Genomic DNA, 25,077 nt, shown 5'->3' on the forward strand with positions numbered 1-25,077 from the left:
TTAACAATTACAGATAAATCAGCTTAAAAATTTCCTAAATTCTTTTGAACCCCCTTATTTTAACCAAATTTTAACAACAAAACCCTTGCTGAAACGCTAAGTTTGCTAACCGTAAAACAAAGGTAATCCTTTGCTATAAACTTTTATAATATATGGAAGAACAATACCCTACTGTTGATATTAGAGCTATCAACGAAAAAATTGAAAAAGAAAGTGCTTTTGTAGAGTTGCTAACACTTGAAATGAAAAAAGTAATTGTTGGCCAAAAGCACATGGTGGAACGTTTGCTAATAGGCTTATTAGGTAACGGACACATTTTGTTAGAAGGTGTACCTGGTTTGGCAAAAACATTGGCCATAAATACACTTGCTAAAGCTGTAAAAGGTTCATTTAGCAGAATCCAATTCACTCCTGATCTATTGCCTGCTGATGTTATCGGTACTATGATCTACAATATGAAAGAGAATGACTTCTCTATCAAAAAAGGGCCAATTTTTGCAAATTTTGTTTTAGCTGATGAAATTAATAGAGCCCCTGCCAAAGTACAATCTGCTTTGTTGGAGGCTATGCAAGAACATCAAGTTACCATAGGTGAAACTTCATTTAAATTACCTGAACCATTTTTGGTAATGGCTACCCAAAACCCAATAGAGCAAGAAGGAACGTATCCGTTACCAGAAGCACAGGTTGATCGTTTTATGCTAAAAACAGTTATTGACTATCCAAAACAAGCCGAAGAACAATTGATTATGCGTAATAATCTAAAAGGAAGTTTTGAGAAGGTAAATCCCGTAGTTAGTCTTAAAGAAATTTTAACTGCCAGAGAAGCAGTTAAAGAGGTTTATATGGATGAGAAAATTGAAAAATATATTTTAGATATCATCTTCGCAACCCGCTCTCCTGAAGATTACAGATTACCAGATTTAAAACCACTAATTAGTTTTGGTGCTTCGCCAAGGGGAAGTATCAATTTAGCCATGGCCTCTAAATGTTATGCCTTTATCAAACGTAGAGGATATGTTATTCCAGAAGATGTTAGAGCAGTTGTACACGATGTGCTTAGGCATAGAGTGGGTATTACTTATGAAGCCGAAGCTGAAAATATTACTTCGGTTGACATCATTAACAAGATTGTAAACGAAGTAGAAGTACCTTAAAATAAGTCTTCAGTATACAGTCTTTTGCTTCAGTCAATTTCCCTTTTCTAAACGACTGCCAACTAAGGACTGCCAACTGATAAATGCTGATTAAAAGTGGATACTAAAGAAATACTTAAAAAAGTTCGTAAGATTGAGATTAAGACACGACGGTTGTCTGATCATATCTTTTCAGGAGAATACCATAGCTCCTTTAAAGGACGAGGTATGACTTTTTCCGAAGTGCGTCAGTATCAGTTTGGAGATGATATACGCTCTATCGATTGGAATGTTACCGCTCGTTATCACGAACCTTTTGTAAAAGTTTTTGAAGAAGAACGAGAATTGACCATGGTATTGATGGTAGATGTAAGTGGATCCGAATTTTTTGGTACAACCGAACAATTTAAGCGAGAAACCATAACAGAAATTAGTGCTACGTTAGCTTTTTCTGCCATACAAAATAATGATAAGGTTGGGCTATTATTGTTTTCTGATGAAATAGAATTATTCATCCCGCCAAAAAAGGGGAAGACTCATGTGCTAAGAATAATTAGAGAGCTAATAGAGTTTCAACCCAAAAGTAAAAAGACAAATATAACACAAGCCTTACGGTATTTTTCAAATGTAATGAAGAAAAAAGCCATTGTTTTTATATTGTCTGATTTTATGGATGATGATTATGACAATGCCTTGAAAATTGTAGGAAGAAAACATGATGTTACGGGCATAAGGCTTTATGACAGATACGAAGAAAAATTGCCTTCGTTGGGTATGGTACCAATGTTAGATGCCGAAACTGGTAAAACGGTATTGGTTAACACTTCTTCCAAAAAAGTAAGAAATAATTACAAGGCAAATTATCTAAAAACAGTAGATCAGTTTGAAAATTCGTTTAGAAGAAGTGGTGCTGGAATTATCAACACACGTATTGATGAAAGTTATGTAAAGAAATTATTAGGATATTTTAAACGCAAAGGAGCTTAGTGAAAGATAGATTTAAAATATTATTGGAAGTGAAAGTTCCCCAGTTGAGAGGGACTAGAGGTATGCTTTTCATGCTAGCCTTATTAATCAGCATATCAACATATTCACAAACGGAACCCAAGGTATCTGTAAAGACAGATACCACAAAAATTAGGATTGGCGAACAAATCAATTATCAAATAGAGGTTGATAATGTGGGTACTGGCGTTACATTTCCAGAATTGCAATTGGACCCTACAGGTAAAATAGAAATAGTAGAAGACTTAAACATTGATACCTTAAAAAATAGGTTGGTCAGAAAATATTTACTAACAAGTTTTGATAGCGGTAGCTATACCATTCCACAACAAAAAATTATGGTTTGGAGTCAAGAATACCTGACAGATTCTGTAGTTGTTGATGTAGCCACGGTTGCGGTTGACACGTTAAAGCAAAACATGTTCCCGATCAAAGCGGTACAGAACGAACCCTATACTTTTGATGATTTTAAAAGTTATTTGTGGTGGATTTTAGGAGCATTATTACTACTAGCAATCATTCTATATTTTGTGTTTAGAAAAAAGAAAACACAGGAAGAAATTGAAGCTAAAATTCCGCCTTACGATTTGGCTTTAAAACGTTTAAAAGAACTGGATAACAAACAACTGTGGCAAAAAAATAAAATAAAACAATATTATGTTGAGTTGACAGATATCATAAGGTCATATATAGAACGCGAGTTGAATATACCCGCTTTAGAATCAACTACCAATGAACTCATGGAAACCATTACGGACTTTAATAGTTCAAGTTCTTTAAATATTCCAGATGAGACTATCAAAAAATTACAAAGTTTGTTAAAAGACGCCGATTTGGTAAAGTTTGCAAAGTATGTTCCGTTATCTAATGATATTGAATTGCACAGAAATGATGCCGAGGAAATTATTGAAGTTTTACATCCAAAAATAAAAATTGAAGATGAAGCTGTGGAATAACTTAGAATTGACAAACCCAGAATTTCTGTGGTTATTCCTGCTAATACCATTATTAGCGGTTTGGTATTTTTTTGTACGTAAAAAAGATAAAGCAACATTAACCATTTCAAATACTAAGGGTTTTGGAGGTTCGTCACTTTTGGCAAAATTAAAACCATTATTGTATGTATTACGATTATTGGCATTGTCGCTATTAATCTTAGCAATGACAAGACCTAGAAATGTTGAAGTAAGTAAAAAAACGAAAACAACTAGCGGTATAGATATCGTAATGGCCATTGACATATCGGCAAGTATGTTGGCAAAAGATTTACGTCCAAACCGATTGGAGGCTTTGAAAGACGTGGCAAAATATTTTGTAAACCAACGCCCAAATGATAGAATAGGTATTGTGGTTTATGCTGGTGAAAGCTTTACACAAACCCCAATAACTAGTGATAAACGTATCGTTATAAATACCATTAACAGATTGCAATGGGGCGATTTAGATGGAGGAACAGCCATAGGTATGGGGTTAGGTTCGGCCGTCAATAGACTAAAAGATAGTAAAGCTAAAAGTAAAGTTATTATTCTGTTATCTGATGGTGTAAATAATTCGGGGTTTATAGATCCAAAAACAGCTACCGAATTGGCTAAAGAGTTAGAAATTAAGGTGTATACCATTGGAATTGGTACCAATGGAACGGCTCAATTTCCGGTGGCAAGAGATATCAATGGACGTTTAGTTTTTAAAATGCAACCTGTAGAGATTGATGAAGAACTATTAAAATTTATTGCCAACGAAACCGAAGGAAAATATTTTAGAGCAACCAATAATGAAAAATTAGCATCAATTTATGATGAAATAAACAAATTAGAAAAAACAGAGATAGAAGAATTTAAGTATTATAATTATCAAGAAAGATATCGCTCATTAGTATTATTGGGGGGCTTTTTAATTTTATTTGAAATGCTATTGCGTTATACGGTATTTAGAAGTTTTATATAGAAAATGTATCAATTAGAAGAAAAGACTTATTTTTATTATTTCGCTGTTGTAGCAGTGCTTTTCTTGGCGTATTTGTTAGTTTCTTTATGGAAAAAACAAAAGCAAAAAGCATTTGCCGATAGTATCTTATTGGAAAAATTAAGTCCAGAGATATCGCCTTTCAAGTCTTTTTTTAAGACGTTAATGGTAGCCTTGGCATTATCTTTTTTAATTGTTGCATTGGTAAATCCTAAAATGGGAACAAAGCTAAAAACCATTAAAAGAGAAGGGGTTGATGTTGTTTTTGCATTAGACGTATCCAAAAGTATGTTGGCGGAAGATGTTGCCCCGAACCGGTTGGAAAAAGCAAAACAAATTATCTCAAGAATTATAGATAAATTAGGCAGTGATAGGGTAGGAATTATTATTTATGCGGGCAATGCCTATCCGTTATTACCAATTACAACTGACCAAGCTGCGGCTAAAATGTTCTTGCAAAATGCCGACCCTAACATGGTTTCATCACAGGGGACTGCCATAAACGAAGCCCTAAAACTAGGGAAAAGTTATTTTGATGATGATGAGCAGACCAATAGGTATTTATTTCTAATTTCTGATGGAGAAGACCATGAAGAGAATGTAAGTTATATAGCTGATGAAGCTACCCAAGAAGGGATTAAAATATTTACCATTGGAGTAGGTAGTGCAGATGGCGGCCCTATACCTATGAAAAGAAACGGCACCCTTGTTGGATACAAAAAAGACAGAAAGGGCGAAGTTGTAATTACTCAACTGAACAATCAAACCTTACAAAAAATTGCATCTGAAGGTAATGGTGAATATATGTATGGAAGCAACACAACCGAAACGGTAGATTATATTAACGATTTACTATTAAAAGCAGATAAAAAAGAATTTGAAACAAAACAGTTTTCTGATTTTAAAGACCAATTCCAATGGTTTTTAGGGTTGGGAATTTTATTCTTGGTGCTTGATGCTTTAATGTTCAATAAAAAAACAAAATGGATTCAGAAACTGAATCTCTTTAACGAAAATAAAAAGAAATGAAGAAGATTTTAATGATTTTACTGTTAACAGGCAGTATGGTAGTTTTTGCACAAAAAAAGGAACAAAAACCTAAAATTGAGCAAGAAGAAAAGGAAAGTATAAGAACGGGTAATGAACTTTACCAACAACAGAATTATGAAGAAGCTGAAGCCAATTACAGAAAAGCGTTGGAGCAAAATCCTAATTATGAAAAAGCTAGTTATAATTTAGGGAATGCCATATATCAACAAAATAAATACAAAGAAGCTTTACCAATGTACGAATTGGTTTCAAAGACAACCGAGAATAAGTTAACTAAGGCTGAGGCATTTCATAATATGGGTAATGCCATGTTAAAGGAAAAACAGTATGCCCAAGCTATCGAAGCGTATAAAAACGCATTGAGAAATAGCTCTAAAGATGATGAAACTAGGTATAATTTAGCATTAGCTCAAAAATTATTAAAGAAAGAGCAAAATCAGAAACAAGATAATAAAGACGATAAAGACAAGGACAAAAAGCAGAACGATAAAAATGAGGATAAGGATAAGGAGAATAAGGATAACAAAGACGACAAAGATAAAGACAAGGACAAGGACAAAAAAGGCGATAACAAAGACGAAAATAAAGATCAGAACAAAGACAAGAAAGATGACAAAGGCGATAAGGATAAAGATGATAAGCAACCTAAGCCTAGTCAATTATCGCCGCAGCAGGTAAAGCAACTGTTGGAAGCAATGAATAATGAAGAAAATAAAACTCAGAAAAAAGTAAATGCCAAAAAAGCTAAAGGAAAAAAAGTAAAACGGGAAAAAGATTGGTAAAAAAAGTAAATGTTTAAAAAAGTAAACATATTAATATTACTTCTAACGGTAAGTCAGTCTGTACTTACTCAAGAAACCTCATTTAAAGCCTCGGTCAGCAAAGACAGATTAGGCGTAAATGAACGTTTGCGTATTACTTTTACGCTTAACAAACAAGGGGGTGACAATTTTACTCCACCTGATTTTAAAGATTTTAAAGTATTGGCTGGTCCAATGCAATCTACCAGTTTTTCATCTTTTAATGGTAAAAAATCTTTTGAAATGGCGTATTCCTATACATTGCAGCCCAAAAGAAAAGGCATTACAACAATTTCTTCTGCCAGCATTGAATTAGATGGAAACGTTGTAAAAAGTAACACTGTAAAAATAACAGTTACCGATGCTGTTGAAATACCCAAAGACCCTAATGACCCAAAATATATAGCTTCCCAAAATATTCATTTAGTTGCTGAGGTGTCTAATTCAACACCTTATGTTGGAGAAAGTATTTCGGTAGTTTATAAAATTTATGTTGATGTAAATAAGGTAAGTGTTAGAAGTTACAATGAAACAGAATCGCCATCTTTCAATGGTTTTTGGAGTCAGAATATTGAAATAAATCAATCTGATACCAAAGAAAGCTCTTTTCAAGGAAGAACACACCGTTATGCTATATTACGTAAGTTCGTTTTAATTCCTCAAAAATCAGGCAAACTAACCATTGGCCCTTTAGAAATGGAAATAGGAGCTGGAATCCCTGTTGGGAGGCGTGATCTTTTCGGGAATATGATTACCAGAAATTTTAGCTTTGTTACCACTACCGGCCAACGTACTATAAATGTGAAACCGTTGCCGTCAGAAAATAAACCCATAGATTTTACGGGTGCGGTTGGCGATTATGGTTTCAAGGTTACCACCAATAAAAATGAGTTAAAGGCCAATGAAGCTGCCCAAATAAAAGTTGAGGTTAGAGGTAAAGGAAATTTAAAAATGGTTGAACTCCCTGAGATTGAAACTCCCGCTGGGCTAGAAAAATATGAGCCTGAGCATAAAGAGAATATTAGAACTTCCTTAAACGGATTTACAGGAAGCGTTTATGACCAATATACAGTAGTACCTCAGTTTAGGGGCAAATATAAAATCCCTTCAACAACTTTTTCTTATTTCAGTTTAAAAGATAAAACCTATAAAACAATTACTTCTGACGCCATTATAATAAATGCACCAGAAGGAAAGGTAGCAGCTGATGAAAATGCAGTTTTAACCACAAAGAAAAATGTGATCTCTAATGCTAGAGACATCCGATTTATTAGTACTAATGCCGATTTAAAACCAACTGTAAATACTAAAGATTTCTTTAAATCTAACTTGTTTTATTTATTGTTGATTTTGCCTTTATTAGCTATTCCTTTTGGGATTTTTATTGGAATTAAAAAGCAAAAAAGAGATAGCGATGTAGTAGGAAATAAAAGACGAAAAGCAGATAGACTGGCCAAAAAATACTTGTCAGAAGCCAAAAAACAGTTAGGCCATAAAGAGAATTTTTACGAAGCTTTGGAAAAAGCTCTACATAATTATTTAAAAGCCAAATTACAGGTAGAAACGACTGATATCAGTAAAGAAAAAATTAGGGAATTATTGCAAGAATGTAATGTGAATAGTGAAACCATCAACAGTTTTATTAATGTATTTGATAGTTGTGATTATGCTCGTTATACACCAACTACAAACGTAATGATGAAGCAAGAATATGAAGCCGCCAGAAAAGTGATCGTTAAAATAGATAAACAACTATAAAATGAGGAATATTATTTTATACATATTGTTATTATCGTCAGTTGGCATTTATGCAAACCAAGCGGATAGTCTATTTGTAAAGGCAAATAAACTCTATCAGAGCGAAAAATATAGTGAGGCTCTAGATTTGTATAAAGAGATTGAAAAGCATAATATAAGTTCTGACGATTTGCTTTACAATATGGCAAATACTTACTATAAAATGAACAAAGTTGCCCCTGCAATTTATTACTATGAAAAAGTCTTGCAACAAAGTCCGAACCATACCGATGCTAAATTTAACTTAGCCTTTGCCAAACGTATGGCAATTGATAATATTGAACCATTGCCGAAAACATTATTGCAAAAAATAAATCAAGCTGTGGTTATGAAATTAACCTATAACACTTGGGCTTGGTTAGCAGTAGGGCTATCATTTTTATTCGCAGTATTGTTTTTACTATATCACTTTTCGTACAGTACAGGCAGTAAACGGTTGTACTTTATAACCAGTTTTGTCAGTGCCTTTTTAGCGTTGTTAACTATTGCTATTGCTTATAAGAACTACGACTATATAAGCTCCAATCAAGAGGCAATAGTTTTTGCTCAACAAACCGAGGTGAAAATAGCACCTACGGTATCTAGCGAAGTTAGTTTTGAGTTGCACGAAGGCACCAAAGTAAAAGTTTTGGAAAGCTTGGACAATTGGAAAAAAATTAAGATTGCCGATGGTAAAATAGGCTGGATAGTAGCGGATGATATAAAAGAGCTGTAATTAAATGCCTCAATTTTTTAAAATAAAGATAAGTACGAATTTCTTGTTACGTACTTGTCTTTTACTTATTTAATATTTGTCGATTAAGCGTAAGGTATTTAACACTAAAAAGTAGGACAAACCTACAATACCTACAATTAATATAAAAAGTTGTGGGATTCTTATCATAGGATCTTTCTTTGTCAATACTCTAAAGAACTTTCGGAAGCCCATAAAAATGATACCACCTATAATTATTCGTAAGATTAAATACAAAATGAGCATTAGGATATCCATAATTTTTTGTAAATATTAAGCTAAATACTAACTTTTACGAATATATGAATAAAAATAACAATCTAGTTTTAGACAATAGTTACTTAGAGCAAACCGGCAAAATCTCACCCTTCATTAATCGATATTTATCCATTTCAGTTTCAGATAATTTTTCAGAGTAGTTTACTTCATCAACGTTAAAACCAACAGCTCTAAGTCGCTCAAAATAATCGCTTCCATAAACACGTACATGGTCGTACTGTCCAAAATGTTTAGCACGTTCTTCGGGAGTAGTTATTGAAAAATCTTCGTATGTGGTTTTCCGTGAATAATCTTGTGGAATTTGAAAAATACCCATACCTCCAGATTTTAAAACCCTATATAGTTCTTCCATAGCCTTTTTGTCGTCTTCTATATGTTCTAATACATGATTGCAAAAAATCACGTCAAAGCTATTATCCTCAAAAGGAAGGTTACAAATATCAGCTTTAACATCAACAATTGGCGAGTAGAGGTCTGCAGTAATTAACTCAATGTGACTTAACTTCTTAAACCGTTTTAAAAAACATTGCTCAGGAGCCATATGCAGGACTTTTTTTGGTTTGGAACCATCAAAAAAATCGGTTTCGTTTTGTAGATATAACCATAACAACCTATGCCGCTCTAATGATAATGTACTCGGCGAAAGTACATTAGGGCGTTGTGTGCCATAACCGTAGGGTAAAAATTTCCGAAAACTTTTACCATCAATCGGGTCAATATAGTTTGACCCTTTTAAGTACCAAGCCAATATAGGACGAATCCAATAACTTGCTTTTATCAAAAAAGGACGGGGAATAGTATTTAATATGTATTTAAAAATGGTCACGGTTTATTTATAATCTTCTCTGACCGGACAGAATATGTCGATTACTTTACATCTTGTTAGTGCTTTTCCGGAGTGTTTGGAATTAGACTGTATTATAGCCACCATACCCGGTTGAAGAATTTTAGTTACTCCATCAATGGTCATTTCAAGTTTACCTTCTGTTACTTGAGTAATTTGTTCTTGAAAATGTGAATGTTCAGGTAAAATGGCATTTGCTTTAATAGTAACATAAGAAAACGTTACGTTTTCTGTATGAATTAATTTAGCTTTAAAACCATCGAGAATTTCTTTTGAAGGTAGCTTAGAAATTTCTTTAACGTCCATTTTAATGTGCTAATTTTTTACTTCTGAACTCTTCCTCTTCATCGCTCTCAATTCCTAGAGCATCGTAAACATATTTAAAAGTGGAAAGTAACTCGGGCTTCCCATCAACAATAGCAACATCATGCTCAAAATGAGCAGAGGGCTGTCCATCTTGTGTAAGTATAGTCCATCCGTCTTTCAATTGTTTAATTCTGTGCGTACCCATATTAATCATAGGTTCAATGGCAACGGTCATCCCTTCTCTAAATTTTTTTCCTCTACCACGTCTGCCATAATTTGGCATTTCTGGTCCTTCGTGCATTTTTCTGCCCAAACCATGGCCTACTAACTCTCTAACCACTCCATATCCATGGTTTTCACAATACTCTTGAATGGCGAACCCTACATCACCAACGCGATTACCTGCTCTAAACTCGCGAATACCTACATACAAACTTTCTTTAGTAACTTTCAACAGTTTTTTAATGTCTTCTTCTACCTCCCCAACTTCAAAAGTGTATGCATGATCTCCATAAAATTCATTTTTTATAGCACCACAATCAATGGAGATTATGTCGCCATTTTTTAAAGGGTCGTTGGTAGGAAATCCATGTACAACCTGAGCATTAGGGCTCATGCAAAGTGTATTTGGAAAATCATACAGACCTAAAAAACCAGGAACCGCTCCATGGTCTCTGATAAATTCTTCGGCCAATTTATCCAGCTGTAATGTAGTGACACCTGGTTTCACCTCTTTGGCTAACATACCCAATGTTTTTGAAACGATTAATGCACTTTCTCGCATCAACTCAATTTCTTCTCTCGTTTTTATTTTAATCATTACGTTGTAATAAAGTGCAAAGGTAATTTAAAAAATAGAATGAATAAAAAATGTTTTAAAACATGACTTTTAGCATGTTTTTTAATACTGTTAAATTATAATTTTGTTACTAAATTATAATATATATGTATAAAGCATTAACCGCCCAGGAAGCAGTAAAAGTTATAAAAAGTAATGATAGAGTATATGTGCATGCGGCTGCGGCTGCACCTCAAGCACTAATAAATGCAATGAGCGATAGAGCAGATGAATTAAGAAATGTTGAAGTATGTCATTTGCATGTTGAAGGGGAAGCTCCATATGCAGATCCCAAATTGAAGGACAGCTTTCATGTAAATTCTTTTTTCATCGGTAAGAATGTTAGACATACCTTAACTGCTGGAAATGGATCTTATACTCCTGTTTTTTTGAGTGAACTGCCATTATTGTTTAAAAGGAATACTTTACCAATAGATGTAGCATTAATACATGTTTCACCACCTGATAATCATGGATATTGCTCTTTAGGGGTTTCAGTAGAAGCTACTTTGGCAGCAATTGATAATGCCAAGCATGTCATAGCTCAAGTAAATCCAAAAATGCCAAGAACTCATGGTGCCGGAATTATCCATATTTCTGAACTAGATGCTTTTGTAGAGGTGGACTTAGATTTGCCAGAAATGTCTGCCGCAGAACCCTCTAAAATTGAAAGCAAAATAGGCGATTATATAGCTGAATTGATTGATGATGGTAGCACGTTGCAAATGGGAATTGGAAGTATACCCAATGCTGTTCTAAAACGCCTTACAAATCATAAAAATTTGGGTATTCATTCTGAAATGTTTTCCGATGGCGTAATAGATTTGATATTAAAAGATGTTATCAACTCTAATTTTAAAGGAGTAGATCAGGGAAGGGCCATGGCAACTTTTTTAATGGGTTCTAGACGATTATATGATTATGTAGATGATAATCCTTTTATAGAAATGCGTGGTGCAGATTATGTTAATGATGTGTCGATTATTAAGCAGAACCCTAAGATGGTAGCTATAAACTCAGCAATAGAAGTAGATATAACGGGGCAAGTTTGTGCTGATTCTATTGGGTCTAGAATGTTTTCAGGTGTTGGTGGTCAAATGGATTTTATTAGAGGAGCTTCTTTGAGTAAAGGTGGAAAAGCGATTATTGCCTTGCCATCAACAACAAGTAAAGGAGTAAATAGAATTGTACCTTTTTTAAAACAGGGAGCAGGTGTAGTAACTACCAGAGCACATATACATTACATAGTTACCGAATACGGAGTGGCTCATTTATACGGAAAAACGCTAAAACAAAGAGCAAAAGTATTATTGGATATTGCACATCCCGATTATAGAGAACAATTAGAAAGAGAAAACTTTACAAAAGCTTAAAATTTCCAAAAGCTTTTTTTCTTTTTTTTCGGAACTTCGGCGTTGGGGTTGTTTTTTATGATCTTGTAGATTTCGCCCCAACCTAACATGCCGCCAATATTTCTGTCATCAATAAAAAGATCGGCATTGATTTTCCGGCTTACTTTTCCTTGAAATTTTTCTTCGGGATAGTTTTTATTTACGGCATAAAACTTTATTCCGTTCTCTTCACAAAAGTCAACGGCATCTTGAAGTCGTTCTCCATATCGATAAGTCCAGAGAATTAATCGATGTCCATCTTTTTGCAATTCTAATAAGGTTTCAATTGCAAAGATTTTTGCCTTACCAACTTTAGGATAAGCATCTTCTACAATAGTACCATCAAAATCAACAGCAATTATTAAGGGGTCTTTAGGAATCATTTAGAGTTATTATAATTTGTGCAAATTTAAGTCAATATTCTATTATACAACATACTAAACTAAAATCTGGGTATTTTAGTATTTTAAAAACGAATAAATCAACTTTTATCGTAAGAGTGTTTGTAAGGTTCTCCTTTTAGAATTTTTAGAATATCTTTTTCTAAGGTTTCTCTGGCATATTCTACATATCTGCCAATTTCTTTATCTTTTTTATAAAAAATAAAAGTAGGTACTCTTATAATAGTAAAACCTTCTTGAAGGTTATCAGCTGTTTTTTTTCTACGATTAACAGCAATCATTTCTAAATCATTTTCATCAAAACCAACCTTTCCCAATAATTTGTAAAAATGAGGAATCTCTAGTCTGCTATCACCACACCAAGTACCCATAAAAGCTTTAATGGTTACTCCTTTTATATTTTTCTTAATTTCTTTTACTGTAGCCTCATCTAGCTTGTAATTGTCATAGTTTCTATTAAACCATGTATTGTAGGGAGCTTCTTTAAAAACATCTTGTGCAATTACTCCTTCTAAATAATTGGGTTTAGTAATGGTTTCTTTTTGCTGAGCAAAAGTACATCCGCCAAAAACAAACATACAGCTTACAATAAAAATTAATTTTTTCATAAATATTTTTTAGCGAATATTTAAATTAATGACTCTCTATTCATTACCTCAGGTTTATCAATGCCTATTAATTTTAGAATCGTTGGAGCAATATCTGCCAAAATACCATTCTTAACCGATTTAATATCCTTATCAACAATAATTATTGGAACAGGATTGGTGGTATGTGCTGTATTTGGAGAACCGTCTTCATTAATCATAGTTTCACTATTACCGTGATCTGCAATAATAATGCCAGTGTAATTATTTCTTAGTACACTTTCAATAATACGTTCAGTACATTTGTCAACTGTTTCAGCAGCTTTTATGGCAGCAGACATAACACCAGTATGGCCTACCATATCGGTATTGGCAAAGTTTAGGCAGATAAAATCGGCTTCTTGCTTATCTAATTCAGGTAGAATTGCCGCTGTAATATCATTGGCACTCATTTCGGGTTGTAAATCGTAAGTAGCTACTTTTGGAGATGGACACATCAATCTTTTCTCACCAACAAACTCATCTTCCCTACCACCAGAAAAGAAAAATGTTACATGTGGGTATTTTTCTGTTTCTGCTATTCTAATTTGCTTTTTGTTATGTTTTTCTAGAACCTCACCTAATGTATTTGATAAATCATCTTTATCATAAATGATATGGATATTTTTAAACTTATCATCGTAATTGGTCATGGTTACATAGTACAAGTTCAACTTTTTCATGCCAAATTCTGGAAAGTCCTTTTGTGATAAAGCCTCTGTGATCTGTCGTCCTCGGTCTGTTCTAAAATTGAATAGCACCACTACATCATCTTCTTTTATGGTAACGACAGGTTGCCCATTGTTATCAACCATAACTATAGGATTGATAAATTCGTCCGTAACATCATTATCATAGCTATCCTGGATACTCTCCACAGCATTGTGCGATTTTTCACCAATACCATTTACCATGGCGTTATAAGCTAATTTAACACGCTCCCAACGTTTATCTCTATCCATACCATAATACCTACCGGTAATAGAAGCCAATTGGGCATTATTCTGAGATAAATGATTTTCTAAGTCTGCAATAAATTCCTTGCCAGAATGTGGGTCAACATCCCTGCCATCTGTAAAACAGTGCACATAAGAATGTATACCAAAATTATTAGCAGCGGTAACCAATCCTTTTACATGATTTATGTGAGAATGTACACCGCCATTAGAAACCAATCCTACAAAATGGACATTTTTGTTATGCTGTTTAGCGTAGGTAAAAGCCTTTTGCAATTCTGGTTCGTTGGCAATACTTCCATCTGCTACTGCATTGTTAATTTTCACCAAATCTTGATAGACAATTCGACCGGCACCCAAGTTCATATGACCTACTTCGCTATTGCCCATTTGACCTTCAGGCAGACCAACATGTAATCCGTCAGTACGTAAACTGGCATTGGGGTATTTTTTTAAAAGAGAATCAATAAAGGGTGTATTAGCCTGTGCTATTGCAGATACTTCAGGGTTTTGTGTATTACCCCATCCGTCAAGTATAATTAAAATAACTTTCTTGTTCATAATGAAAAAATTGAACCACAAAATTAAGGATTTTTAAAGCGAATTAGCCATAAGAATACTATTAATAACAATAACGTTATAGTTGGTTTTAACACTGCTAAAAAAGCAATAACATTTTTTTAAGATACGGTTAAACTTAGGTTAATTACTGTTAATAAGAGTAACAATATGCATAAAGGCATCGTCTTTTATACTGTAACTTAAAACTAATATATTATGAAAAATCTAATTCTATTATTCGCATTCGTTTTTGGACTAACAGTAAATGCAAATCCAATTAAAGACACTACTAAAAACGCTAAAATTGAAAAAGTTGAAAGTAGTAAGATGAACCTTAACATTGTTTACAGTACTAGTGTTAGTACTTTTTGCAAATTAATCACTACCGGAAACTATGATGCAGTAAAAAGTATGATTAATGCCGGTGTAGATATCGATAAAAAATCGATTGGAATGACGCCCCTAATGTATGCCGCAAGATACAATAAAGTTGACATTGTTAAGCTATTAATTGCTAATGGTGCAGATTTGAAAGAAAAATCTAACAAAGGATATACAGCTTTAAAGTATGCTAAAATTTCAAAAGCAAAAGATACTTACAACATTATAGCCGAGGCTTTGGAAGCTCAAAAAGCGGAGCGAAAAGCAAAGAGAAAAAGAAGTTAACTTTTTCAATATTTCCCTTTTCTTCCCCAACGGTTTCCGTTGGGGATTTTTTTGTGTCAATAACTTTCCTCTCTATAAGGGAAACTCATTACTGTTTAAACTTAATTACGTTTAGTAAAATAATAATTAGGGTAAATGAAATAACAAAATAAAGTATGGTTATAATAAGTCTTTTTCTATTTTCTTTTTGAAGTTTTTCTCTGATTTCTTTTAGTTGTTGTGGTGTAGTTTTTTTATCAATTGTACCTTTTTTGTATTTTGTTTTAGGTTTTGATGACTTGAAATTTTCAATGTTTTTTCGTCTCAAGTTATTTCTGATACTACCAATCATTGCAGAGGCGTGACTAGAAAGACTTCCCAAAGCATTAAAATCACGACCTCTCATAACCTCTATTTACGATATTTCTCAATCGCTTCTTTAATTTTCTCAATCCTATTTTCAGGGTCAGGATGTGTACTTTGCATTTCAGGAACTCTATTTGGGCCTGCTGCTGCCTTTAGAATTTGCATAACCCCAATCATTTCTTCTGGTTGATAACCAGCGTCAAGCATAAACCGTACACCCAGATCATCACTTTCTAATTCATCTCCACGACCATATTTCATATTAATTACGTTACCAATCATAGCAGCCATTTGTCCGGTGCCATCACCACCACCAACTAAAACTCCAGAAATTATACCTTGTGTTAATCCTTGTTTGGCAATGCGTTCAGCAGAATGCCTACCTACAACATGCCCAATTTCATGACCTAAAACACCAGCTAATTGGTCTTCATTTTGTAATTGAGAATATAATGCATACGTAATAAATATTTGTCCACCTGGTAAAGCAAAAGCGTTTATGGCTTTAGGGTCTCTTAATAAATGAAAATCATAACGATAAGGTGTTTCCCTCGCTATACTATTATTTACCAGAGCATTACCAACTCTATCTACAATATCTTGATCTTTTTGGCTGGGGTACAGACCACCATGTTGTTGTGCCATCTGAGGGGCACTTTTTAATCCTAATGCAATCTCTTCTTCAGCAGATAATGCTATACTTTGTTTTTTCCCTGTATAAGGGTTTGTCTCTCTTTTAGAATAATAATTAAATAAGGTAAAAAGAATAATTCCTGCACCTATAAGTAATCTGATTTTGAGTCCGCCTCTGCCTCTCATAATAATAGTATTTAAGTTTTGTCGGACTAAATATACAATTAATTTAAAAAAAGTCTCCTTAATGTTCTCAAAGGAAGAATTTTTTTACATTTTCACTAATACAAATGCTAATAAAATATATTCTAATACATAATAATCATATATTGAGGTTATAATTGATAAAAATGTAAAATTTGATAAAACAAATTGATTAACTTTACAATTCCAATTACTAATAGTTTAAATGAACTTTAAGTCAAACAAAATAATTGCGAGATTGCCCAAGCATTTACAATCTTTTGTAATACGCCAACCGTATAATGAATATACATTTCAAAACCAAGCGGTTTGGCGTTATGTAATGCGGAAAAATGTAGATTATTTGTCAAAAGTTGCTCATGAATCTTATATTAAGGGTTTAGCAAAAGCTGGGATTTCTGTGGATACCATCCCTAAAATGCAAGGTATGAACCGAATTTTAAAAGACTTGGGTTGGGCTGCAGTATCTGTTGATGGATTCATCCCGCCAAATGCCTTTATGGAATTTCAGGCCTACAATACGTTGGTTATTGCCGCAGATATTAGAACTATAGATCATATAGAATATACGCCAGCTCCGGATATCATTCACGAGGCCGCAGGTCATGCCCCGATCATTGCAAATCCTGAATATGCAGAGTATCTCAGACGTTTTGGAGAAATTGGAAGCAAAGCCATTTCTTCTGCCAAAGATTATGAATTGTACGAAGCTATCAGACATTTATCTATCATAAAAGAAGATCCAAATACAGATGAAACAGCTATAGCTAAAGCGGATGAACGTGTTGCCGAAGTTGCCAATAGTATGACGGAACTGAGTGAAATGGCCAAGATTAGAAATTTGCATTGGTGGACAGTTGAATATGGACTTATAGGCACATTGGATAATCCTAAAATTTACGGAGCGGGTCTGCTGTCCTCAATTGGTGAAAGTCAGTGGTGCATGAGCGATAAGGTAAAAAAAGTTCCTTACTCTATTAAAGCTGCCGATACCGATTTTGATATCACCAAACCGCAACCACAATTATTTGTAACACCTGATTTTGCCCATTTAAGCATGGTGCTTGAAGAGTTTGCCAATAAAATGGCATTGCGAAAAGGAGGATTAAAAGGCATAAAACAACTAATTGATTCTAAAAATTTAGGAACTATAGAACTGAGTACAGGTATTCAAATTTCGGGTAATTTTAATAAGGTGATTGCGGATGAAAATAATAGGGCTGTTTATTTCAATACTGTCAGAGAAACCGCTTTGGCTTATAAAAACAAAGAACTTATCGGCCACAGTAAAACGCATCACGCTGATGGATTTGGCTCTCCAATTGGTAAACTAAAAGGGATTAATATTGCTATTGAGGATATGTCGCCTACCGATCTGGAAGCCTATGGTATTTATGAAGGGAAAACCGTAAACTTAAAATTTGAAGGGCAAGTGTCGGTTACGGGAGAAATTATTACGGGCAAACGCAATTTGCAAGGTAAAATCATTTTAATTTCATTCAGAAATTGTACCGTAAGGCATAAAGATAAACTCTTGTTTCATCCCGATTGGGGTATTTATGATATGGCCGTTGGTAAGGAAGTGGTCTCTGCATATTCCGGTGTGGCCGATGCTGAGAATTTCGGATTGGTATTTGAGCCGCCCAAAGAAAAAACACATAAGATTATATATGCTGAAAAAGATAAAAAACTACATGGTTTATATGAAGAGGTCAGAAAGATCAGGGAAAAAGGAAAATTAAACCCAATTCGGCTTGAGGAAATATTTATCCTACTGAAATTGAAATATCCCAATGATTGGCTATTGCCATTAGAAATTGCCGAATTGATGTTTCATGAAAAATCTCAACTCAAAAGAAACCTAATTAATTATTTAGAGACGTTGGCGGAAAACAAGCAAATAACCCATTTAATTAAAGATGGGATTGAGTTGTTGGAAAAAGATATGAAAAGGATTATTTAAACAAGTTTGCTAAAACTCTAACTCGAAAAGCTCTTCCTTGTTCGTAATGGCGTTTTCTTCATATTTCAACGTCCATCCCAGTGAATTGGTCAATACATAAAAGTTGGTAAGTTCTTCTAACAAACGTGTTTTGGCGTTTTTTTGAAGGTCGGATTTTTGTAGTTTTTTAATTAACGAAGATTTGACAGTCTCTTTTATTTTGTTATAATCATCGGCCTCGAACGGATTAAAATAATCTGCTTGGATGTCGTAATACTCCAGATCAGGGTTAATGGAAATCTCTTCTTTCGGAATATTGGTAATGTGCAGTATTTTGTTTTCTTTGTCAATATTATATTCAATTTTACTAAGGTCGTAAGATATGGTTACATCTGCATTAACAACCACTAGTGCCTTTTTATCTGCTGTAAAATAATCTGTAAATAAGGCTTTGGAATTCTTATAATTAAAAACCTCGCTAAAATGGCCTTCGGTAACTACAAGTTTGCCCACATTTTTGATCTGTTTTTGAATCAACATGGAACTTTCGTACAAAATGGATTTGTCTTCTTTCTTGTTTTCACAATATCTGAACACAAAAAAGAACACAACCGCAATGAGAATACCGAGAAGGACTTTTTTCATTGATTCCTTAGGTTATTAAGTTTTTTTTGAATAATAAAACATATAGTCTTTAGACACTTTAATTTCATATTTAATCATAATAATGACGCTGCGTAAAACACCCCTAAAGTCCCCTCTAGGGGACAACACTCATGCTCAATACACATAACAAAAATATTCGTCTTTCATTTCCAAACTTCCAGATTCCGATGCAAAAATATTTCCTTCCGTCTTCGGTCTTCCGACTTATTCAATCTGACTAACTCTTAACGTATTTACCATACCCTTGGCTTTCACGGGCATGGAAGTAAGGTTAATTATATAATCACCTTTTTTTACATAGTCTCTTTCCAAGGCTATTTGGTTGATATCTTCAACGGTATCGTCCGTACTTTTCATTTCATCATAAAAATGTGCTTTTACCCCCCACAATAAATTAAGCATTGCCAAAATTCTTCTGTTATCAGAAAATGCCATAATATGTGTTTTTGGTCTCCAAGCGGAAATTTGAAATGCCGTATAACCACTATTGGTGAGTGTGGTTATAGCCTTAGCTCCAATATCATCTGCCATTAGAGCGGCTTGATAACAAATGGTTTTAGATATAAAACGTTCATTAACACTTCGAATAAAAGTTTTTGATGGTGCAATCAGCGGTGAATCTTCAACATTTTCAATAATTGAACGAATCTTTTGAATAACTTCCACGGGGAATTCTCCCACCGAAGTTTCACCGGATAACATAACGGCATCAGCACCGTCCATGATAGAATTGGCAACGTCATTTACCTCAGCTCTTGTGGGTACCTGACTGGTAATCATGCTCTCCATCATTTGAGTTGCTATAATTACAGGAATTCTAGACTTTTTAGCTTGAATCACTAATTTTTTCTGAATTAAAGGTACTTTTTCCATATCTACTTCAACACCCAAATCACCTCTGGCAACCATAAGCCCATCGCAGTGAGGCGTAATACTACCAATTCTTTCTACGGCTTCTGGTTTTTCAATTTTAGCCATTATCGGAATTCTAAAATCAGAATGTTCAGTTATTAGTTCTCTCAATTCAATGAGATCTTCAGCATGTCTCACAAAAGAAAGTGCTATCCAATCTACCTTCATTTTAATAGCAAAAAGAGCATCTTTTTTATCTTTCTCTGTTAAAGCGGGTTGAGAGATATTGGTGTTAGGGAGATTAACCCCTTTTTTAGATTTTAGTTTACCGCCTCGTAATACTTTGGTAAGTACTTCGTTTTTACCATTGGTGCTAATGACTTTGAACATTAATTTACCATCATCAACTAAAATATTTTCACCCGGTTTTACGTCTTTCGGAAACTGTTGATAGGTCATAAATGCCCTTTCTTTTGTGCCTTCACATTCATCGGTAGTAAAAATAAATTGATCTCCTTTTTCCAATTTTACTTTTTCAGCCATTATCCCAACACGTAATTTAGGGCCTTGCAAATCGGCTAAAATGGCTACATTATAATCTAATCTTTTATTTATTTCTCTTATCATTTTTATTTTCTCAGCAACATTTTCATAATTAGCATGAGAAAAATTCACTCTAAAAACATTAACACCAACAGTCATCATTTCTTCAATAATTTCATACGTGTCACAGGCAGGACCCAAAGTGGCTACTATTTTTGTTTTTTTACGATTTCGCATATATATTAAAATATTAAATAATCCTTAGACTTTAAAGTTTGTGGAATAATATGAAAAGAAGCTATTACCCCTTTTATATTTTTTATTTTTTTAGTAATTTGAAATTCATCTATATCAATTTCTCCATTTATTTTTAGAAAATAATCAATTTCTTTTTTTTCGTTAATTAAATAATTCATTTTTGATTCTTCTTTAAATAAATCATTTACGTTACTGTTAATTGATGTATAAATGTGTTTGTTAGCTAATAATGACCATGAGCTAAAATTAATATTACATTCATAGTTATAAAAAGTAAATGTACAATCTTTATCCTTGAAAGAAAGTCCTTTAGGCCGGCAACTCAGTTTTATATCAAACTCTTTATTCAATAAATAAGCTAGTCTATAATCTTCTAAAGTACTATTTATAGCTATTAAGGTATAATCATGTTCAAATTCAAACCCTAATGGAAGTACCTTTACCATAAACCAAACAATTTATGCGAAAATAACGATTGTTTTATAAAAAAGAGAAAGTTTTAACGAAATCGTTATCGTAATATCTTATGATTAATTAATCAGATGGAAATAACATCTTGTAATCTGTAATAAGCCCGCTTTGAAGCTATTTCTTCTGCTTTTTTCTTGGAAGTGGCTCTGCCTTTAGAGAGAATTTTATTATCTATAAATAACTTTACGCTAAAGTGTTTTATGGTGTCATTTCCGGTATCTTCGTAAACCTCATAATTAATGTGCTTTTTAACCTTCTGACACCACTCTATTAGTACACTTTTGTAACTGGTTATTTTACCTTCTAAACGCTCAATATCTACATAGGGTTCAATTACCGTTCTGTTTATAAATTTATGACAGGCTTCATGTCCCTTATCTAAAAAAACGGCACCAACCAAGGCTTCAAACATATTTCCGTGAACATTATCTCCGAAGTTTTTTTTGGGAACATTACTGTCAATCAAGTTTATTAAGGCTAAATCTCTACCAATTTCGTTTAAGTGTTCCCTGCTCACAATTTTAGAGCGTAATTGTGTTAGATCACCTTCAGAACCTGTAGGTATTTCTTTAAATAAATAAACCGCAATAGTAGAGCTTAAAATAGCATCACCTAAAAATTCTAATCTTTCATAGTTAAGGGGTTTACCATTTTCGGTTGTTTTTTTTACCGAACTATGCGTAAATGCTTTTCTATAATATTTAAGGTCGTTAGGTCTAAAACCTATAATTTTTCTTATTGTAGCCAGGAATACCTCGTCTTGTTCAGATCGAGATTTTAAGATGTTGCTAATAAAACTCATTGTATCTTAAGCATCTAGCTTTTTGAAAACCACACAAGCATTATGGCCACCAAAACCAAAGGTGTTGCTCATAACTACTTTAACATCCCTTTTTTGGGCTTTATTAAGTGTTAGGTTTAAACTAGGGTCAATATTTTCGTCAACAGTAGAGTGATTTATTGTAGGAGGCACAATTCCGTGCTCTATTGATAAGATTGAAGCGATTGCCTCAATAGCACCAGCTGCTCCCAATAAATGCCCTGTCATGGACTTAGTTGAGTTGATGTTGATATTTTTGGCGTGGTTACCAAAAACTTCTTTTATAGCTTTAAGTTCAGCTACATCGCCCAATGGAGTAGAAGTTCCATGCGTATTAATAGCATCAACTTCTTCAGGTTTTAAACCTGAATTTTCTAGGCAATTTTTCATTACTACAATTACACCTTTTCCTTCAGGATGTGGTGCAGTCATATGATAAGCATCAGAAGATAAACCACCTCCAATAACTTCGGCGTAAATTTTAGCTCCTCTTGCTTTAGCGTATTCGTATTCTTCTAAAATAATCGCTCCTGCACCTTCGCCTAATACAAAACCATCTCTTGTCGCATCAAAAGGTCTTGATGCCGTTTCTGGGCTTTCGTTTCTGGTCGATAGGGCATGCATGGCATTAAAACCACCCATTCCTGCCATGGTTACAGCAGCTTCGCTACCACCAGTAACAATAACGTCACAATGTCCTAAACGAATAGTGTTTAATGCATCAAACATAGCATTTGCTGATGATGCACAAGCAGAAACAGTCGTATAGTTTGGACCCATGAAACCATTCTTGATTGAAATGTTTCCAGGAGCAATATCTGCTATCATTTTAGGTATAAAAAAAGGGTTGAATCTTGGAGTGCCATCACCACTACCGTAATTCAGAACTTCATTTTGAAACGTTTCAAGCCCACCAATACCGGCTCCCCAAATTACGCCAACACGTTCTCTGTTTATATTTTCTAAATCCAATCCAGAATCTAAGATAGCTTCATCTGAGGCTACCATGGCATACTGCGTAAACTTATCCATTTTACGTGCCTCTTTTCTATCTAAAAAATCAGTCGGATTAAAATTTTTAACTTCACATGCAAACCGAGTTTTGAATTTTGTTGCGTCAAAATGGGTAATGGGTGCAGCACCGCTTACTCCATTTACTAAACTTTCCCAGTAGGCATCAACGGTATTACCAATTGGTGTTAAAGCCCCTAGTCCTGTTACAACTACTCGTTTTAATTCCATATGAATAAGTAGGATTCGATTATTGATTATAAAAACTACGAGCAAACCACAAAAGTGTTGCTCGTAGCGTATTATTTAAGTATCTTTAGATTACTTTTTAGCTTCTTCTATATAGCTGATTGCTTGACCAACAGTTCCAATGTTTTCTGCTTGATCGTCTGGTATTTGAATATCAAATTCTTTTTCAAATTCCATAATTAATTCCACAGTATCTAAAGAATCTGCTCCTAAATCGTTAGTAAAGTTAGCTTCATTAGTTACTTCATTTTCGTCAACGCCTAGTTTGTCAACGATAATGGCCTTTACTCTTGATGCAATGTCTGACATAATTTTTCTAATTTTTAATTTAAATTTGGGCAAAAATATAAAACTTTAAGTTAAATACCTTATTTGCCACGAAAATATGAGGACTAATTTAAAAAAAATAGTTTAACTTTTAAATTATTCCACAGTATTTGTTAATAATAATTCTTTTTTTTGTGATATAATTTACATTTTAATAATGAAGAGAATTGTTATTTTGGCTTCAGGTTCCGGAACCAACGCCGAGAATATAATCAAGTATTTTCAAAAAAGCAATGTTATAACTATAACACATGTGCTTTCAAACAATAAGGATGCCAAAGTTCTGAAACGAGCTAAAAGGCTAAAAATCAGCAATTCAAGTTTCAATAAAGATGACTTTTTTAATACGGATAAGGTGTTGAATATATTAAAAGATAAAGCTGATTTTATTGTTTTGGCAGGGTTCTTATGGAAAATACCCAAAAATATTATCAATGATTTTCCTGATAGAATCATAAATATTCATCCGGCTCTATTGCCCAATTATGGAGGGAAAGGAATGTATGGCGATAACGTGCATAAAGCAGTTGTTATTAATAAGGAAAAAGAAACGGGAATAACCATCCATTATGTAAATGAGAATTATGATGAAGGAGCGATTATTTTCCAAGCAAAAGTTGAAGTTGATGAGGGCGATAGTTTTGAAGATGTCGCACAAAAAGTACATCAACTAGAATATGAACATTTTCCGAAAGTGATTGAACAAACACTACTTAAAAATGGCTAAAAAGAAATTTTATGTAGTTTGGAGGGGGAACAAAACAGGTGTTTTTACCACTTGGGATGCTTGTAAAAAACAGATAGAAGGTTTTACAGGGGCAGAATATAAATCTTTCACTTCTGAAGAAGAAGCTGAAAAAGCTTTTAGAGGAAATTATGAAGACTACAAAGGCAAAAACACCAAAAAAGTAAAACTTTCTGAAACCGAATTAAGACAAATTGGAAAACCGATTGTACCTTCCATTTCTGTAGACGCGGCTTGTAGCGGAAATCCTGGTAAAATGGAGTATAGAGGTGTAGAAACTCATTCAGGCTCGCAATTATTTATTCAAGGTCCTTTTGAAAAAGGCACAAATAATATTGGCGAATTTTTGGCTTTGGTGCACGGTTTAGGATATTTAAAACAAAAAAAGATTGATTTACCTATTTATTCGGATTCTAGAATCGCCATGAGCTGGATAAAAAAAGGGCAATGCCGTACCAATGTACAAATTACAGACGAAAACAAACCTTTATTTGAATTAATTAAACGTGCCGAAAAGTGGTTAGAAGAAAACCCTACCTACGTAAAAAACGCTACTATTTTAAAATGGGAAACCAAAGCGTGGGGAGAGATTCCTGCGGATTTTGGGAGGAAGTAGTTACTTATTGGAAGGGTTTTTATTCGAGAATTTTTAATTGGTAT

Annotated in this window: 27 protein-coding genes; 13 read left to right on the plus strand and 14 right to left on the minus strand. The window is 33.8% G+C overall.

The genetic code is table 11. The features are described 5' to 3' along the window. The first annotated feature begins 152 nt into the window (after nucleotides 1–152). The 8 genes from U5A88_RS15665 (at nucleotide 153) to U5A88_RS15700 (ending at nucleotide 8,465) form a co-directional block, all read left to right on the plus strand. Nucleotides 153–1,157: an AAA family ATPase gene (locus U5A88_RS15665; RefSeq protein ID WP_354208025.1), complete on the plus strand. Its 1,005-nt coding sequence runs from the start codon at nucleotides 153–155 to the stop codon at nucleotides 1,155–1,157. Between the two features lie 96 nt (nucleotides 1,158–1,253). Continuing rightward, nucleotides 1,254–2,123 carry a DUF58 domain-containing protein gene (locus U5A88_RS15670; protein ID WP_354208027.1) on the plus strand — a complete coding sequence of 290 codons (870 nt, stop codon included), beginning with the start codon at nucleotides 1,254–1,256 and terminating at the stop codon, nucleotides 2,121–2,123. After that, a complete protein-coding gene (locus U5A88_RS15675) occupies nucleotides 2,123–3,097 on the plus strand; it encodes a hypothetical protein (RefSeq protein ID WP_354208029.1) in 975 nt (324 codons plus the stop codon). Before U5A88_RS15670 ends, U5A88_RS15675 begins: the two co-directional genes overlap by 1 nt. Further along, nucleotides 3,081–4,085, plus strand: a complete 1,005-nt coding sequence (locus U5A88_RS15680) for a vWA domain-containing protein (RefSeq protein WP_354208031.1) — start codon at nucleotides 3,081–3,083, stop codon at nucleotides 4,083–4,085. Before U5A88_RS15675 ends, U5A88_RS15680 begins: the two co-directional genes overlap by 17 nt. A gap of 3 nt (nucleotides 4,086–4,088) precedes the next feature. Continuing rightward, nucleotides 4,089–5,132, plus strand: a complete 1,044-nt coding sequence (locus tag U5A88_RS15685; protein WP_354208033.1) for a VWA domain-containing protein — start codon at nucleotides 4,089–4,091, stop codon at nucleotides 5,130–5,132. Then, on the plus strand, nucleotides 5,129–5,935 hold the full coding sequence (locus tag U5A88_RS15690; RefSeq protein WP_354208035.1) for a tetratricopeptide repeat protein: 807 nt from the start codon (nucleotides 5,129–5,131) through the stop codon (nucleotides 5,933–5,935). The genes U5A88_RS15685 and U5A88_RS15690 overlap by 4 nt, the downstream gene beginning before the upstream one ends. A gap of 9 nt (nucleotides 5,936–5,944) precedes the next feature. Further along, nucleotides 5,945–7,711 (plus strand): BatD family protein, encoded by a 1,767-nt coding sequence (locus U5A88_RS15695; protein ID WP_354208037.1) that lies wholly within the window; start codon nucleotides 5,945–5,947, stop codon nucleotides 7,709–7,711. 1 nt (nucleotide 7,712) lies between these two features. Continuing rightward, complete coding sequence (locus U5A88_RS15700) at nucleotides 7,713–8,465, plus strand: tetratricopeptide repeat protein (RefSeq protein ID WP_354208038.1); 753 nt, start codon at nucleotides 7,713–7,715, stop codon at nucleotides 8,463–8,465. A gap of 355 nt (nucleotides 8,466–8,820) precedes the next feature. On the opposite strand, the gene U5A88_RS15705 is transcribed toward U5A88_RS15700, so the two are convergent. From U5A88_RS15705 to map, 3 genes are read right to left on the minus strand one after another with little or no spacing between them, the layout of a single operon-like run. Further along, a complete protein-coding gene (locus tag U5A88_RS15705; protein WP_354208040.1) occupies nucleotides 8,821–9,588 on the minus strand; it encodes a class I SAM-dependent methyltransferase in 768 nt (255 codons plus the stop codon). 3 nt (nucleotides 9,589–9,591) lie between these two features. Next, nucleotides 9,592–9,912: a cupin domain-containing protein gene (locus U5A88_RS15710; RefSeq protein WP_354208042.1), complete on the minus strand. Its 321-nt coding sequence runs from the start codon at nucleotides 9,910–9,912 to the stop codon at nucleotides 9,592–9,594. A 1-nt stretch (nucleotide 9,913) separates the two neighbouring features. After that, on the minus strand, nucleotides 9,914–10,732 hold the full coding sequence (gene map, locus U5A88_RS15715) for a type I methionyl aminopeptidase (RefSeq protein ID WP_354208044.1): 819 nt from the start codon (nucleotides 10,730–10,732) through the stop codon (nucleotides 9,914–9,916). A gap of 125 nt (nucleotides 10,733–10,857) precedes the next feature. Here map and U5A88_RS15720 point away from each other — a divergent pair, with 125 nt between their 5' ends. Beyond that, nucleotides 10,858–12,123, plus strand: a complete 1,266-nt coding sequence (locus U5A88_RS15720; protein ID WP_354208046.1) for an acetyl-CoA hydrolase/transferase family protein — start codon at nucleotides 10,858–10,860, stop codon at nucleotides 12,121–12,123. On the opposite strand, the gene U5A88_RS15725 is transcribed toward U5A88_RS15720, so the two are convergent. The 3 genes from U5A88_RS15725 to gpmI all read right to left on the minus strand — a co-directional run bounded on the left by U5A88_RS15725 (nucleotide 12,120) and on the right by gpmI (nucleotide 14,685). After that, complete coding sequence (locus tag U5A88_RS15725; protein ID WP_354208048.1) at nucleotides 12,120–12,524, minus strand: BT0820 family HAD-type phosphatase; 405 nt, start codon at nucleotides 12,522–12,524, stop codon at nucleotides 12,120–12,122. The genes U5A88_RS15720 and U5A88_RS15725 overlap by 4 nt on opposite strands. A gap of 98 nt (nucleotides 12,525–12,622) precedes the next feature. Then, the gene (locus U5A88_RS15730) at nucleotides 12,623–13,150 is read right to left on the minus strand and encodes a thioredoxin family protein (RefSeq protein ID WP_354208050.1); all 528 of its coding nucleotides are present in this window, start codon (nucleotides 13,148–13,150) and stop codon (nucleotides 12,623–12,625) included. 20 nt (nucleotides 13,151–13,170) lie between these two features. Then, the gene (gpmI, locus tag U5A88_RS15735) at nucleotides 13,171–14,685 is read right to left on the minus strand and encodes a 2,3-bisphosphoglycerate-independent phosphoglycerate mutase (RefSeq protein ID WP_354208052.1); all 1,515 of its coding nucleotides are present in this window, start codon (nucleotides 14,683–14,685) and stop codon (nucleotides 13,171–13,173) included. Nucleotides 14,686–14,901: 216 nt separating this feature from the next. Between gpmI and U5A88_RS15740 the strand changes: the two genes are divergently transcribed. After that, nucleotides 14,902–15,351 carry an ankyrin repeat domain-containing protein gene (locus U5A88_RS15740; RefSeq protein ID WP_354208054.1) on the plus strand — a complete coding sequence of 150 codons (450 nt, stop codon included), beginning with the start codon at nucleotides 14,902–14,904 and terminating at the stop codon, nucleotides 15,349–15,351. Nucleotides 15,352–15,439: 88 nt separating this feature from the next. On the opposite strand, the gene U5A88_RS15745 is transcribed toward U5A88_RS15740, so the two are convergent. Then, nucleotides 15,440–15,736 carry a hypothetical protein gene (locus tag U5A88_RS15745; RefSeq protein ID WP_354208056.1) on the minus strand — a complete coding sequence of 99 codons (297 nt, stop codon included), beginning with the start codon at nucleotides 15,734–15,736 and terminating at the stop codon, nucleotides 15,440–15,442. A gap of 5 nt (nucleotides 15,737–15,741) precedes the next feature. Beyond that, on the minus strand, nucleotides 15,742–16,515 hold the full coding sequence (locus U5A88_RS15750) for a M48 family metalloprotease (protein ID WP_354208058.1): 774 nt from the start codon (nucleotides 16,513–16,515) through the stop codon (nucleotides 15,742–15,744). A 223-nt stretch (nucleotides 16,516–16,738) separates the two neighbouring features. Here U5A88_RS15750 and U5A88_RS15755 point away from each other — a divergent pair, with 223 nt between their 5' ends. Continuing rightward, nucleotides 16,739–18,496, plus strand: a complete 1,758-nt coding sequence (locus U5A88_RS15755) for an aromatic amino acid hydroxylase (RefSeq protein WP_354208059.1) — start codon at nucleotides 16,739–16,741, stop codon at nucleotides 18,494–18,496. A 9-nt stretch (nucleotides 18,497–18,505) separates the two neighbouring features. On the opposite strand, the gene U5A88_RS15760 is transcribed toward U5A88_RS15755, so the two are convergent. The 6 genes from U5A88_RS15760 to U5A88_RS15785 form a co-directional block, all read right to left on the minus strand. Then, a complete protein-coding gene (locus U5A88_RS15760) occupies nucleotides 18,506–19,120 on the minus strand; it encodes a DUF4230 domain-containing protein (RefSeq protein ID WP_354208061.1) in 615 nt (204 codons plus the stop codon). Nucleotides 19,121–19,345: 225 nt separating this feature from the next. Then, nucleotides 19,346–20,773: a pyruvate kinase gene (gene pyk, locus U5A88_RS15765; RefSeq protein WP_354208063.1), complete on the minus strand. Its 1,428-nt coding sequence runs from the start codon at nucleotides 20,771–20,773 to the stop codon at nucleotides 19,346–19,348. A 5-nt stretch (nucleotides 20,774–20,778) separates the two neighbouring features. Beyond that, entirely contained in the window at nucleotides 20,779–21,240 is a 462-nt protein-coding gene (locus U5A88_RS15770; RefSeq protein WP_354208065.1) for an IPExxxVDY family protein, read from the minus strand. Between the two features lie 92 nt (nucleotides 21,241–21,332). Then, nucleotides 21,333–22,067 (minus strand): ribonuclease III, encoded by a 735-nt coding sequence (gene rnc / locus U5A88_RS15775; protein ID WP_354208067.1) that lies wholly within the window; start codon nucleotides 22,065–22,067, stop codon nucleotides 21,333–21,335. A 6-nt stretch (nucleotides 22,068–22,073) separates the two neighbouring features. After that, nucleotides 22,074–23,327: a beta-ketoacyl-ACP synthase II gene (fabF, locus tag U5A88_RS15780; RefSeq protein ID WP_354208069.1), complete on the minus strand. Its 1,254-nt coding sequence runs from the start codon at nucleotides 23,325–23,327 to the stop codon at nucleotides 22,074–22,076. A gap of 90 nt (nucleotides 23,328–23,417) precedes the next feature. Next, nucleotides 23,418–23,654, minus strand: coding sequence for an acyl carrier protein (locus tag U5A88_RS15785; protein ID WP_117883955.1), 237 nt, complete (start codon nucleotides 23,652–23,654; stop codon nucleotides 23,418–23,420). Between the two features lie 175 nt (nucleotides 23,655–23,829). On the opposite strand from U5A88_RS15785, the gene purN reads away from it, so the two are divergent. Beyond that, on the plus strand, nucleotides 23,830–24,399 hold the full coding sequence (purN, locus tag U5A88_RS15790) for a phosphoribosylglycinamide formyltransferase (RefSeq protein WP_354208072.1): 570 nt from the start codon (nucleotides 23,830–23,832) through the stop codon (nucleotides 24,397–24,399). Further along, nucleotides 24,392–25,033, plus strand: a complete 642-nt coding sequence (locus tag U5A88_RS15795; protein ID WP_354208074.1) for a ribonuclease H family protein — start codon at nucleotides 24,392–24,394, stop codon at nucleotides 25,031–25,033. Before purN ends, U5A88_RS15795 begins: the two co-directional genes overlap by 8 nt. Nucleotides 25,034–25,077 lie beyond the last annotated feature (44 nt).

It is taken from the genome of Aureibaculum sp. 2308TA14-22, from assembly GCF_040538665.1.
Classification (GTDB): domain Bacteria; phylum Bacteroidota; class Bacteroidia; order Flavobacteriales; family Flavobacteriaceae; genus Aureibaculum.